An 11,755-nucleotide genomic window follows, 5' to 3' on the forward strand; every position below is an offset into this window, starting at 1 on the left:
GTCCTCGACGCAGGCGCGGGTGTCGCCGTCGTGGGCGGCGAGGTCGTCCGCGTGCAGCGGCAGGCCGGGCTCCTCGGCCAGCCCCACCCAGCCCAGGTCCGCCGTCTCGTCGTTCGCGGCGTGCACCTCCGCGGCGGGCGAGGCCTCGGCCAGCACGTAGTCGTAGCGCCAGTCCCCGTGGTCGGTCCCGGTGAGCGTCGCCCCGACCTCGACGTCCTGGGCGCGGACCCCGACCTCCTCGGCCGCCTCGCGCAGCGCCGCGCGGACCGGGTCCTCGTGGGAGTCGCGGGCACCGCCCGGCACGGCCCAGGTGCCGCCGTCGTGCACCCAGCCGGCCCGGTGCTGCAGCAGCACCTGCGGGCCGTCGGCGCCCGGGCGCCACAGCACGAGCCCCGCCGCGCCGTGCAGGCCCCAGTGCCGCGCACCGCACCGGCAGGCCACCCACCCGTCCCCGTCGCGGCTCGCCACCGGCCCAGGGTACGAGGGCGCCGCGGCACCCCCGCGCGCCGGGACCGTTACGGTGGCCCAGGAGCAGCCCGGCCGACGGCGGTCGGGCACGCCTAGAGGAGGTGCCATGGCCGTCGTGGTGGGCTACCTGCCCAGCCGGGAGGGACGCGCAGCGCTCGCCCACGGGGTGGACGCAGCCCTCAGCCGTCACCTCCCCCTCGTGGTGGTGAGCAGCAAGGAGGACACCACGGAGGCGGTGGAGGCCGACCTCGCCGGGTACACCGCGCGCCTGCACGACAGCGGCCTGGCCTACGAGGTGCGCCACATGCCCCGCAGCAGCGACCCCGCCGACGACCTGCTGCAGGTCGCCGACGACGTCAGCGCCGAGGTCATCGTCATCGGCCTGCGCCGCCGCTCCCCGGTCGGCAAGCTCATCCTCGGCAGCAACGCCCAGCGCATCCTGCTGGACGCCACCTGCCCGGTCCTGGCCGTCAAGGGCGAGTAGCCCCGTGACGCGGCTGCACCTGGCCGGCGAGACCGCCGCGGACCGGCTGCTCGAGGACGACCCGTTCGCCCTGCTGGTCGGCATGCTGCTGGACCAGCAGGTCCGGATGGAGGCCGCCTTCGCCGGGCCCCGGCGGCTGCTGGACCGGCTTCCCGGCAGCCCGGAGCGGCTGGACCCCGCGGCCGTGGCGGCCATGGAGCGCGACGAGCTCGCCGCCCTGATGGCCCGCCCGCCCGCCGTGCACCGCTACCACGGCAGCATGGCCGGTCGCCTGCACGACCTCGCCGGTGCGGTCGTCGACGGCTACGGCGGGGACACCACGGCGCTGTGGTCCTCGGCCTCGGACGGCGCCGAGCTGCTCCGGCGGCTCAAGGCCCTGCCCGGGTTCGGGGACCAGAAGGCGAAGATCTTCGTCGCGCTGCTCGGCAAGCAGAGGCGCGTCCGGCCGGACGGGTGGCGCGAGGCGGCGGGGGAGTACGGCGAGGACGGCGTGCACCGCTCCGCCGCGGACGTCGTCGACGAGGAGACCCTGGGCCTGGTCCGGGACTTCAAGCAGGCCCGCAAGGCCGCCGCCAAGGGGTCCGGGGCCTCCTGAGACCGCTGGCAGCGCCCGGTCACGACCGGGAACAGCCGCCCCCGGGGGCGCGTTCTCCCAGGTAGGACGACGGCTTCGCCGTCCGCGGGAGGTCGGGCCGGGTGCCGGTGTGCGAGGCGTGCCCCGGGCCTGGGACTACAATGGTAGTCGCTGGGCGTCGCACGCTTGTCTGACGCCGGCCTCTCCATGCCATGAACCAGACATGAACGACGAAGGGCTGTGCGTGTCGTCGGAGCACGAGAAGCGTTCCCTGCAGGACCTCCTGGGCCACCCGGCCCTGGCGGACATCCGGGAGCGTATCGGCAGGGGGTCGGCGGTCACCGCCGGTGACCTGCGACAGGTGGTCGACGACGCGGGGGTCCCCGCCGGCCGCATGAAGGCCGTCATGGCCGACCTGGTCCAGGCCGGGCTGGACATGGGGTCCATCGACCTCAGAGGACTCGTGGCACGGCCGACCGTGGCGGCCGCCCGCACCCGCACCCCAGCAGCCACGGCGACGATCGACGACGGGACGGTGGCGACGATGAGCACGACGACGACCAGCACGACGACCAGCACGGCTGCGGCCGAGAAGCCGGCAGCCAAGGCCACGCCGAGGAAGGCCGCCGTGCGCAAGACCGCGGCCGCCGCCGACGGTGGCGCGAGCGACACCGCCCTGGCCGCCGCCGCCGCCGAGGACCCCACGGTGGCCGCCCCCGTGACGGTCACCACGGTCAAGAAGGCCGCGGCGAAGCCCGCCGCCAAGAAGACGGCCGCCAAGAAGACCGCGGCGCCCGAGACGGCCGCGCAGAAGGCTGCCGCCGCCAAGAAGGCGACCGCCAAGAAGATCGCCGCCAACAAGGCCGCCGCCGCCCCGGTCGAGGGCGACGCGAACGACCCGGCGGACCTGGACGACGACGTCGAGCCCGACCTCAGCGAGGTCGCCGAGGTGGCGGCCTCGGTCGAGGGCGAGGTCGCCGACGTGGTCGCGGACACCGCCGACGGCGACGAGGAGGAGGGGGCCGAGGGCACCGACAAGCCCGCCGCGCCCACCGTCTCCGGCAAGCCCGCCACCGAGTCCTTCGTCATCACCAACAAGGACGACGACGACCCGGCCCCGACGGTCGTGCAGGCCGGCGCCACCGCCGACCCGGTCAAGGACTACCTCAAGCAGATCGGCAAGGTCGCCCTCCTCAACGCCGAGCAGGAGGTCGAGCTCGCCAAGCGCATCGAGGCCGGCCTGTTCGCCGAGGAGCGGATGACGTCCGAGGGCAGCTCCATCGACCCGCGCGCCAAGCGCGAGCTGTGGTGGATCGCCGAGGACGGGCGCCGGGCCAAGAACCACCTGCTCGAGGCCAACCTCCGCCTCGTCGTCAGCCTGGCCAAGCGCTACACCGGCCGCGGCATGCTGTTCCTGGACCTCATCCAGGAGGGCAACCTCGGTCTCATCCGTGCGGTCGAGAAGTTCGACTACACCAAGGGCTACAAGTTCTCGACCTACGCGACGTGGTGGATCCGCCAGGCCATCACCCGCGCCATGGCCGACCAGGCGCGGACCATCCGCATCCCGGTCCACATGGTCGAGGTCATCAACAAGCTGGCCCGCGTGCAGCGGCAGATGCTCCAGGACCTGGGCCGCGAGCCCACCCCGGAGGAGCTGGCCGTCGAGCTGGACATGACGCCCGAGAAGGTCGTCGAGGTCCAGAAGTACGGCCGTGAGCCCATCTCGCTGCACACCCCCCTGGGCGAGGACGGCGACAGCGAGTTCGGCGACCTCATCGAGGACTCCGAGGCCGTGGTGCCCGCCGACGCGGTGAGCTTCACGCTGCTGCAGGAGCAGCTGCACTCGGTCCTGGACACGCTGTCCGAGCGCGAGGCGGGGGTCGTGAGCATGCGCTTCGGCCTCACCGACGGCCAGCCCAAGACCCTGGACGAGATCGGCAAGGTCTACGGCGTCACGCGCGAGCGGATCCGTCAGATCGAGTCCAAGACCATGTCCAAGCTCCGCCACCCGAGCCGGTCCCAGGTGCTGCGCGACTACCTGGACTGACCCGGCAGCACGTCGAGCAGGCCCGTCACCGACCGGTGGCGGGCCTGCTCGCGTCGGGGCCGGCGGCCGGTGCCACCATGGCCGGGCAGGACCGGGGTCCTGGACGAGGGACCGGAGGTGCACCCGTGCGCAGGACCACGCTCGCCGCCGTCTCCTCCGTGCTGCTCGTCGTCGGGGTGCTCGCCGTACGCGGGGGCAGCGCCGCCGGCCAGGAGGACCTCCGGCCCCTCGTTCGGCCGTCGCAGGAGCCGTCGCTGCAGCAGTCGCAGGAGCCACCGCCCGGGGTGCAGCCCGTCGTCCTGGAGCCGGACGGGCTGCCCTGGGCCAGGCTCGGGTCCGACGGCGCGGGTCTGGCGACGGCAGGTGACCGTGGCCTGGCGGTCGAGGGGCAGCCCGGCGGCTGCGTCCCGGCCTGGTCCCCGACGGTCGACGCGAGCGGCCACCCCTGGGAGAGCACCGTCCGGCTGCTGGGCGGCGAGGTGGTCTCCGTCGTCCTCGGCCGCCCGGACCCCACCAGCGCCGCGCTCCCCGGCCTGCGCACCTGGCTGGGTCCGACGCTCGGCTCGCCGCTGTCGGAGGCCGCAGCCCTGCCGGGGGCACGGACGAGCACCGCCCGGCCGGCCGGGACGGACGGTCCCGTCGTGACGACGGTGCTCGTGCCGGGCGCCGGCGCGGGCGCTCCCGAGGTCGTCCTCTCCGACTCCCCCCGGGGGCGGGCCCACGAGGGCGAGGAGCCGGGCCGGACCACGAGGATCGAGGTGCGCCTGCCGGCCGGGCGCGCCTGCTCGACCGACGCCCCGGCCCCACCGTCGCCGCCCGCCGGCGGTACCGAGCCGCCTGGTCCGCGCTGAGGGCTGCCCGACCGCACCCGCGCGTGGCAGCATGCCCGGCAGGGGGGCGAGGCCTGTGCGCACGAGGACGTGGCTGCCGGCGACGGCGGGGGTGCTGCTGCTCCTCGGCGTGCTCACCGCGCGGGGCGGCACCGCCGCGGACGAGGCCGACCTCCGGCCGCCGGCGGCCGAGGCGTCGCCGGCCCCGTCCGAGCCGGCCGGGCCCGAGGTGACCGTCCTCGAGGCGGACGGCGTCCCGACGGCACGGCTCGGGATGGACGTGCACGAGCTCGCGGACGCCGCCGGCGGGCCGGGGTTCGTCGGTCTGGAGGAGGCCCCGCCGGAGGCCTGCCTGCCGGTCTGGGCGACCGGGCCGGACAGCATGCCCGCCTTCGAGACCAGCGCCTGGGTGAGGGACGGCGAGGTGGTCGCGGTGGTCCTGTCCCGCTGGGACACGACGACGCGCGTGGTGGCGGAGCTCGAGACCTGGCTCGGCCCGACGCTGGGCTCCCCGGTCGCCACGGCCTCCGAGCTGCCCGGCGCCCGCACCACGCTGGAGCGCCCCTTCGGCGCGGCGGGGCCGACGGTCACCGTCGTCCACGTGCCCGCCGCCGACGGGGTCGAGGTCGTGTACGCCGACGTGTCGTCCGGCTACCAGCCGGGAGCCGGCGCCGGGGCCGGGCGGATCACCTCGGTCGAGGTCCGCAGCCCGGGCGGGCGGGGGTGCTCGCAGGACGCGCACCCGGTGCAGCCAGAGGGGCGCGACGGCGCCCCGGTGCTGCCGCCGCTCGTCATGGGCCTGGACGGGTTGGACGTCGCCCCGCTCGGCTCGCCCTCCGCCGGGCTGGCGGCGCTCGGGTTCGAGGGCGGGCTGGGCGGCGGCCCGGCGGGCTGCGAGGCCTTCTGGCGGCAGGACGCCGACGGCAGCTGGCTCAGCGTCACCGCGCTGGACGGCGTGGTCGTCAAGGTCGAGGGGGACGGCCCGACTTCCCCGTCGCTCGGCGTGGGGGCGGGCGACAGCCTCAAGGCGGTCCTGCGCGCCTACCCCGGTGCGGTGGGACAGGGGCTCGAGGCAGCGTGGGCGACGTGGGAGACCACCGTCGGCCAGCGCGTGGTCCGGATCGACGTCGGCCTGTCGCAGCGGTACGCGGCCGACGTCGACCTGCCGGTCATGGGGCCGCCGTCGCTGGTGCAATCGGTGTCCGTGCGCGACGTGGCGACGGACCCGAACCGCTTCTGCTGACCCGGCCGCGCCGTGCGACGCTGGGACGTGCCCCGCGCCGCGACACCCGCCCTGGTCGTGCTCGGCGTCGGCGTGCTCGTGGCCGGGGCCGTCCTCGCCCGCCCGGGCACCGCGGCCGACGACGCCGCCGTGGAGGCCACGCGCGCCTCGCTGGAGGCCGTGGCCGACCCGTCCGCGCCCGTGCCGGAGCCGCTGGACCCGCAGGGCGCGGTGGTCGTGCGCGAGGACGGCGTCGACGGCCTCCGCCTGGGGATGGGGACCGCCGAGGTGGTCGCCGCCGGGTTCTCGGTCCAGGAGGAGCCGGTCGGCGGCTGCCGACGGGTGCTGCCGGGGCTGTCGGACACCGGCCCCGGCGACGGGGTGGCCGGCTGGCTCGTCGAGGACCGGCTCGCGTCGGTGACGGTGGACGCCCGCACCGGTGCCGGCTCGTCGTTCCTCGGCCCCGGGGTCGGGGCACGCCTGGACGACCTGGAGGCCCCCGGCCTGCTGCGGGCCACGACGACGGTCCCGGTGCCGTGGCAGGAGGCCTCCGTCACGGTCGACGTCGCCTGGCTGCGCCCCACGCCCAGCGTGCGTGCGGCGTTCGTCGACCTCACCGGGGACGGCCGGGTCGACCACGTGCAGGTGCGCGACGACGCCGCCACGCGGTGCGCGGCCGAGGCCGAGCGGGTCCGGGCCACCGAGGAGGCCGCGCTGCCCGTCCTGGACCTCCAGGGGCGCGGCCCGCTGCGGGTCGGGGCGCCGCTGGCGGAGGCAGCCGGGCTCGTCGCGGTCCAGGACGAGGGGGACAGCGCCAACGGCACCGCCGACGACGGCGGGCCGTCGTGCCGGCTCGCCATGGGCGACGGCGAGCCGGGCCTGCTGTACCTCGTGCTGTCCGACCCCGGCCCCGGCGGGCCGGTCGTCGCCGGCATCACCGTGGACGCCGGCCGCACCGACACGGGCCTGGAGGTCGGCGACCCGCCGCTGGACGTCGCCGACGCCTACCCCGGTCTGACCGCCGCCTACCTGGAGGACCGCTGGGGGCAGGGCCTGTCCGCGGACTGGCAGCTGCCGGGAGGGGTGCTCAGGCTCTGGCCCCGGCGCGAGCAGGTGCCCGTGGTCGACGTCGACGCGGTGCTCGTCGGCCCGCGCGACGTGGTCGGCCTCGTGCAGGTGGGGCCGGGCTGCTGAGCTAGCGCGAGGCGAGGTAGAACGACACGACGTAGGTGACGACGCAGAGCATCCCGCCGGTGAGCTCGATGAGCTGCGAGACGCCGACCGCCACGACCGCCTGCCACGTGGAGCCCAGGGACCGGCCCAGCCCGCCCGCGCGGTAGGACTGCAGCAGGTAGACCGCGCCGACGAAGAACAGCGGCAGGCCGATGACGGGGACGACGAAGAAGCCGACGACGCCCGCCAGGCCGGCGCAGGCGATGACCCAGGTCGGGACGCCCGCGGCGACGAGCCGCTTGCCGGGGACGAGGTACTGCAGGGTGAACGCCGCGGCCCACACCACCAGGCAGAGGGCCAGGCACACCCAGCCGGTGGTGCTGCGCTCGACCAGGGCCCAGACGAGCACGGCGGCGTTGATGAGGCCGAGGCCGGGCAGGACCGGCACGACGATCCCGACCAGGCCGACGAGCATGACGAGCAGGGCGAGGGTGCCCACGAGGACCTCGGTGCTCACGGGCGGGCCTCGCGGGCGGGCGCTGTCATGGCGGTGACCCTAGGCCAGACGACGACGGCACCCCGGCCGGAGCCGGGGTGCCGTCGTGGTGGTGCTGGGAGTGCTGGCGTCGCCGCGGGGCGACGGGGGTGCTCAGCTGGTGGCGGCGTCCTCGGTGAGGCGGACGGTCTCGTCGAGCACGTCGGCGCCCTGCGCCTCGAGGGTGGGGGAGAACTGCCGGCCGTGGTGGCCGCAGAACAGCAGCTCGCCGCCGCCGGGGAGGACAGCCTTGACATATGCCTGGGCGCCGCAGCGGTCGCAGCGGTCGGCGGCGTTGAGGGCCGGAGCCGTCAGGGTCGTCATGATGCGGGTACCGCCTTTCCAGGCTTCGTGGATGCACCTGCGTGAGTGCGGGTCGTGTTCTCGATGACTCTGTTCATGTCGTCCGGTACAACCATGCCCGCCGCCGGGGCGTTCCCGACGGACATCCGTTCCGCTGGCCGCGAAACGTCTGTGGTCTACACCACTGGCCCAGCGTGGCGCCCTGCCTGACCGGTTGCGTCCGGGTGCCCGGTTACCGTGGCGAGGTGTCCACGACTGCCGGCCCTCAGACCCGGGGTACCGCGGGCGACGCCTCGTACACCGCGCGCCACCTGTCGGTCCTCGAGGGCCTCGAGGCGGTCCGCAAGCGCCCCGGCATGTACATCGGCTCGACCGACACGCGCGGCCTGATGCACTGCCTGTGGGAGCTCATCGACAACTCCGTCGACGAGGCGCTGGCCGGCCACGCCACCCGGGTCGAGGTTCTGCTGCACCCGGACGGCTCCGCCGAGGTCCGCGACGACGGGCGCGGCGTACCCGTGGACATCGAGCCCCGCACGGGCCTCACGGGGGTCGAGGTCGTCTACACCAAGCTCCACGCGGGCGGGAAGTTCGGCGGGGCGTCCTACGCGGCCTCCGGCGGCCTGCACGGCGTGGGCGCGAGCGTCGTCAACGCGCTGTCCTCGCGGCTGGACGTCGAGGTGGACCGCGGCGGGCGCACCCACGCCATGAGCTTCCGCCGCGGGGAGCCGGGGGAGTTCGCCGACCCCGCCGGCCCGGACGGGCCCGGTCCGGCGTCGACCTTCTCGCCGTTCGTCGACGGGTCGCGCCTGCGGGTGTCGGGGCGCATGGCCCGGGGCCGCAGCGGCACCCGCGTGCGGTTCTGGCCCGACCCGCAGGTGTTCGTGGCCGGCGCACGGTTCGAGCGCGACGACCTGCTGGCGCGCCTGCGGCAGACCGCGCACATCGTCCCCGGCCTCACGCTCACCCTCGACGACTCCCGCGGGCCGGAGCCGCTGCACGACGAGCTCCGCTTCGACGGGGGCATCGCCGAGTTCGTCGACTACCTGGCCCAGGGCGAGGAGGTCGCCGGCACCTGGCGGCTGCAGGGCAGCGGCACCTTCACCGAGACCGTGCCCGTCCTGGACGCCACGGGCCGGCTGGAGTCCCGCGAGGTCGAGCGCACGTGCGAGGTCGACGTCGCCGTCCGGTGGGGGACCGGCTACGAGACCACGGTCCGCTCCTTCGTCAACGTCGTCGCCACGCCGCACGGCGGCAGCCACCTCGCCGGGTTCGAGCAGGCGCTGCTGAAGACGCTGCGCGGGCAGGTGCAGGCCAACGCCCGCAAGCTCAAGGTCGCCGCCAAGGACGGCTCGGACCGGGTCGAGAAGGACGACGTCCAGGCCGGCCTCACCGCCGTCGTCGCGGTCCGGCTGCCCGAGCCGCAGTTCGAGGGCCAGACCAAGGAGGTCCTCGGCACGCCGGCCGTGCGCGCCATCGTCGCCCGGGTCGTGGAGACCGAGCTCGCCGCCCGGCTCACCAGCGTCCGGCGCGAGGACCGCGGCCATGCAGCGGCGCTGCTGGAGAAGGTCGTCGGCGAGATGCGCGCCCGGGTCGCGGCCCGGGTGCAGCGGGACAACCAGCGGCGCAAGAACGCCCTCGAGTCCAGCTCGCTGCCGGCCAAGCTCAAGGACTGCCGCAGCGGCGACACCGAGCGCAGCGAGCTGTTCATCGTCGAGGGCGACAGCGCCCTGGGCACCGCCATGAGCGCCCGCGACTCCGAGTTCCAGGCGCTGCTGCCGATTCGCGGGAAGATCCTCAACGTCCAGAAGGCGTCGGTGTCGGACATGCTCCGCAACGCCGAGTGCGCCTCGATCATCCAGGTCATCGGGGGCGGGTCGGGCCGCACGTTCGACCTGGACGCCGTCCGGTACGGGCGCATCGTGATCATGACCGACGCCGACGTGGACGGCGCCCACATCCGGACCCTGCTGCTCACGCTGTTCTTCCGCTACATGCGCCCCCTCGTGGACGCCGGCCGGGTGTTCGCGGCCGTCCCGCCCCTGCACCGCCTCGACATCGGTTCCGGCGCCACCAAGGAGGTCGTCTACACGTACTCCGACGCCGAGCTGGCCCGCGTGCTGCGCGAGGCGGCGAAGAAGAACCGGACGGTCAAGCAGCCGGTGCAGCGCTACAAGGGCCTGGGCGAGATGGACGCCGACCAGCTGGCCGAGACGACGATGGACGTGTCGCGGCGGACCCTGCGACGGGTCCGGGTGTCCGACGCCGCGGCCGCCGAGCGCGTCTTCGAGCTGCTCATGGGCTCCGACGTGGCCCCTCGCAAGGACTTCCTCGTCGAGCGCTCCGACGACCTCGACCGCGACCGGATCGACGCCTGAGCCCGTGACGGCACAGCGGCCCCGCCCGCGGTGCTCGCGCCGTGCCCGGTCCGCCTGAGAGGGTGGCGGACGTGGCAGAGCTCCCCGACCCGGTCGCCGGGCTGCGCTTCCGCGCCGCCACCCGTGAGGACGCCCCCGCGGTGCACGCCCTCACCGAGGCGTGCGCCGACGTGGACCGGCAGCAGGAGCGGGAGAGCCTCGCCGACGTCGAGGACCAGCTGAGGACCGAGTGGTGGGACCCGGCCACGGACGGCGCGGTGGCGGAGGACGACGACGGCCGGGTGCTGGCCTACGGCGCCGTGCTCCGCCGCCCGGGACAGGTGCGCACCCGGCAGGCGATGCTCCCGGGGCGGGTCCACCCGGCCGTCCGCGGGCGCGGCGTGGGCCGGGCGCTGCTGGCCTGGCAGGCGGCCCGCGGGGAGGAGCTGCTCGCGGCACCGGCCTCGGCGGACGTGCCGCGGATGCTGCGCGCCTGGGTCGAGGACCACCTCGAGGACCGGGTGAGGCTGCTGCGCGCGGCCGGCTTCACCCCCCGCCGCTTCTCCGCGATCATGGGCCGGGACGGGTCGGTCCCGGTCGCGCCGACCCCGCTGCCGCCGGGGGTGGAGCTGCGCCGGATGTCCGCCGGAACGGCAGGCGCCGCGCTGCAGGAGCGGGTCCGGCAGGCCCACAACGAGGCCTTCGCCGACCACTGGGGCAGCGAGCCCATCGAGGCGGCCGACTGGCGGCGCTACTGCGTCGACGGGCCCGGCTGCCGCCCCGACCTGTCGTTCGCCGCGGTCGACGGCACCGGGGCGGTCGTGGGCTACCTGGTGAGCGGGACCTACGAGCAGGACTGGGAGCCGCAGGGCTACACCGAGGGCTGGACCGACCTGCTCGGCGTCGCGCCGGCGTTCCGGGGGCGCGGGCTGGGTCGGGCGCTGCTCGCCCGCGCCCTGCAGGCCTACCGCGAGGACGGTCTGGAGCGGGCCGGTCTTGGGGTCGACGTCGACAACCCCGGGGCGCTCGCGCTGTACGTCGACCTCGGCTACGTCGAGCGCAGCCGCGAGACCAGCTGGTGCCGGGACGTGCCGGCCGCCTGAGCCGCCGCACCTGACGGCCCCTGGGCGGACGGGTCTCACAGGCCGACGTACACCCCGGGCGCCGGGTCGGGGTCGACCTCGCTGTCCCACAGCACGACGGGGGTGACCGCGGCGCCGCACGACGCGGGCCGGCCGGGCTCCATGACGCTGCGGTGGACGAGCACCCGGAACGTCCGCCCGCCGGAGTGCCGGACGAGCACCCGCCACGACCCGCCGGCCCTGCCGGAGACCGCGTCGACCGGGGTGCTGCCGTCGACGACGACGTCGTCCTGCCCCGCGTTGACGCCCACCACGGCCAGGTGCCGGCGGACGGCGGTCTCGGCGGCCTGCTCGTGCACCGGCCACGTCGACCGGCCCCGGTACCCCTCGAGCACGGTCCGGCCGAGCAGGGTGCCCTCGACCGCGTCGGCCAGGCGGGCCGGGTCCGGCCCGAGCCCGCCGAGCACGGCGCCGGAGGGCAGGACCACCGCGGTGGGCGCGAAGCGGTGCCCGCCCAGGTGGGTGGCCTCCCAGACGTCGGCGCCGACGGCCGCCCGCGAGAACAGCCCGCGCCTCCGGGGCCCGAGCCGCTCCTGCAGCAGGGCCGCGGCGGGCCGGCCCTCGCGGGCGCAGCAGGCGTCCCGGGCGCCGTTGGTGCAGACGAGCAAAGTCGGAGG

At 75.8% G+C, this 11,755-nt stretch carries 12 protein-coding genes; 8 read left to right on the forward strand and 4 right to left on the reverse strand.

Annotated features, from left to right (window positions below; genetic code table 11):
* The coding region (locus WCS02_RS12035) for an NUDIX domain-containing protein (RefSeq protein WP_340293432.1) at window positions 1-468 on the reverse strand (468 nt) is incomplete at its 3' end.
* A gap of 106 nt (window positions 469-574) precedes the next feature.
* On the opposite strand from WCS02_RS12035, the gene WCS02_RS12040 reads away from it, so the two are divergent.
* The 6 genes from WCS02_RS12040 to WCS02_RS12065 all read left to right on the forward strand — a co-directional run bounded on the left by WCS02_RS12040 (window position 575) and on the right by WCS02_RS12065 (window position 6,822).
* The gene (locus WCS02_RS12040) at window positions 575-952 is read left to right on the forward strand and encodes a universal stress protein (RefSeq protein WP_340293435.1); all 378 of its coding nucleotides are present in this window, start codon (window positions 575-577) and stop codon (window positions 950-952) included.
* Window positions 953-956: 4 nt separating this feature from the next.
* Window positions 957-1,547: an HhH-GPD-type base excision DNA repair protein gene (locus WCS02_RS12045; RefSeq protein WP_340293438.1), complete on the forward strand. Its 591-nt coding sequence runs from the start codon at window positions 957-959 to the stop codon at window positions 1,545-1,547.
* A gap of 202 nt (window positions 1,548-1,749) precedes the next feature.
* Complete coding sequence (locus WCS02_RS12050; protein WP_340293441.1) at window positions 1,750-3,576, forward strand: RNA polymerase sigma factor; 1,827 nt, start codon at window positions 1,750-1,752, stop codon at window positions 3,574-3,576.
* A 125-nt stretch (window positions 3,577-3,701) separates the two neighbouring features.
* Entirely contained in the window at window positions 3,702-4,427 is a 726-nt protein-coding gene (locus WCS02_RS12055) for a hypothetical protein (protein WP_340293451.1), read from the forward strand.
* Between the two features lie 55 nt (window positions 4,428-4,482).
* Window positions 4,483-5,649 (forward strand): hypothetical protein, encoded by a 1,167-nt coding sequence (locus WCS02_RS12060; protein WP_340293454.1) that lies wholly within the window; start codon window positions 4,483-4,485, stop codon window positions 5,647-5,649.
* A gap of 27 nt (window positions 5,650-5,676) precedes the next feature.
* Window positions 5,677-6,822 carry a hypothetical protein gene (locus tag WCS02_RS12065; protein ID WP_340293457.1) on the forward strand — a complete coding sequence of 382 codons (1,146 nt, stop codon included), beginning with the start codon at window positions 5,677-5,679 and terminating at the stop codon, window positions 6,820-6,822.
* A 1-nt stretch (window position 6,823) separates the two neighbouring features.
* Here WCS02_RS12065 and WCS02_RS12070 read toward each other — a convergent pair whose 3' ends face one another.
* Window positions 6,824-7,318, reverse strand: coding sequence for a DUF456 domain-containing protein (locus WCS02_RS12070; protein WP_340293459.1), 495 nt, complete (start codon window positions 7,316-7,318; stop codon window positions 6,824-6,826).
* Between the two features lie 132 nt (window positions 7,319-7,450).
* Entirely contained in the window at window positions 7,451-7,660 is a 210-nt protein-coding gene (locus tag WCS02_RS12075) for a DUF7455 domain-containing protein (RefSeq protein ID WP_340293463.1), read from the reverse strand.
* A 224-nt stretch (window positions 7,661-7,884) separates the two neighbouring features.
* Here WCS02_RS12075 and WCS02_RS12080 point away from each other — a divergent pair, with 224 nt between their 5' ends.
* Together WCS02_RS12080 and WCS02_RS12085 are read left to right on the forward strand one after the other, a co-directional pair.
* On the forward strand, window positions 7,885-10,017 hold the full coding sequence (locus WCS02_RS12080) for a DNA gyrase/topoisomerase IV subunit B (RefSeq protein WP_340293465.1): 2,133 nt from the start codon (window positions 7,885-7,887) through the stop codon (window positions 10,015-10,017).
* 71 nt (window positions 10,018-10,088) lie between these two features.
* Complete coding sequence (locus WCS02_RS12085) at window positions 10,089-11,099, forward strand: GNAT family N-acetyltransferase (RefSeq protein WP_340293468.1); 1,011 nt, start codon at window positions 10,089-10,091, stop codon at window positions 11,097-11,099.
* A gap of 35 nt (window positions 11,100-11,134) precedes the next feature.
* On the opposite strand, the gene WCS02_RS12090 is transcribed toward WCS02_RS12085, so the two are convergent.
* On the reverse strand, window positions 11,135-11,755 hold a 621-nt coding region (locus tag WCS02_RS12090; RefSeq protein ID WP_340293471.1), incomplete at its 5' end, for a sucrase ferredoxin.

Source organism: Aquipuribacter hungaricus (assembly GCF_037860755.1).
Classification (GTDB): Bacteria; Actinomycetota; Actinomycetes; order Actinomycetales; family JBBAYJ01; genus Aquipuribacter; species Aquipuribacter hungaricus.

What these genes read in the sequence shown, in the direction of transcription:
- WCS02_RS12040 (WP_340293435.1), top strand. Translation starts at nt 575, where the DNA reads ATGGCCGTCGTGGTGGGCTACCTGCCCAGCCGGGAGGGACGCGCAGCG.
- WCS02_RS12050 (WP_340293441.1), top strand. Translation starts at nt 1,750, where the DNA reads ATGAACGACGAAGGGCTGTGCGTGTCGTCGGAGCACGAGAAGCGTTCC.
- WCS02_RS12075 (WP_340293463.1), bottom strand. Translation starts at nt 7,660, where the DNA reads ATGACGACCCTGACGGCTCCGGCCCTCAACGCCGCCGACCGCTGCGAC.